This window comes from Rhizobium sp. 18055, assembly GCF_902706285.1.
GTDB lineage: Bacteria > Pseudomonadota > Alphaproteobacteria > Rhizobiales > Rhizobiaceae > Rhizobium.
In genome coordinates this window covers 1-495 of the sequence record NZ_CACSKD010000175.1, presented here as the reverse complement: position 1 = coordinate 495, position 495 = coordinate 1, and the positions used below count along the sequence as shown (strand labels likewise).

Genomic DNA, 495 nt, shown 5'->3' with positions numbered 1-495 from the left:
CCAGTGGCGCGAGCTGTTCATAGCGGCGCAGCTGCCGCGGGGAATCGCTGACGAGCAGGCGCAGGCGCTCCAGCTCGGAGACCAGCAAGGCCTCGGCCGTCTCGTAGGGCCCGAGGTAGCGCGGCTCGCCGGCGCGCAGGTAGCCGCGCTGGCCGGTTTCGGCATCCTTGATGATGGACAGCACGTACTGGATCTGCACCACCGACTCGACGGCCGTGTTGATGCGGCGCACCGCGTCCGAGCGCTCCTGCTGCGACTGGTACGTGAAGATGGCGATGACCGCAGTGGCCAGCGCGGCCAGCACGAAACCCATGAGCATGCGCAGCGGCATGCTGCTCTGGATCTTTTCGTTCGGGAGAGGTTGGGACGGCATGGCGGCGGAGTGGGGAGAGCCGACGATGATAGGGCTGCGCGCCGCAACCCAGCGTAGGCCGTATCCTGCAAAAGAAGGAGCAGCCGTCCCGCACCCAGCCTTACTCTACAGTGAGCGCGCGC

The 495-nt window shown here is 67.3% G+C and carries 1 protein-coding gene; it reads right to left on the bottom strand.

The genetic code is table 11. The features are described from left to right. On the bottom strand, positions 1-331 hold a 331-nt coding region (locus tag GVL52_RS31855; protein ID WP_200847970.1), incomplete at its 3' end, for a CHASE3 domain-containing protein. Between the last annotated feature and the right edge of the window lie 164 nt (positions 332-495).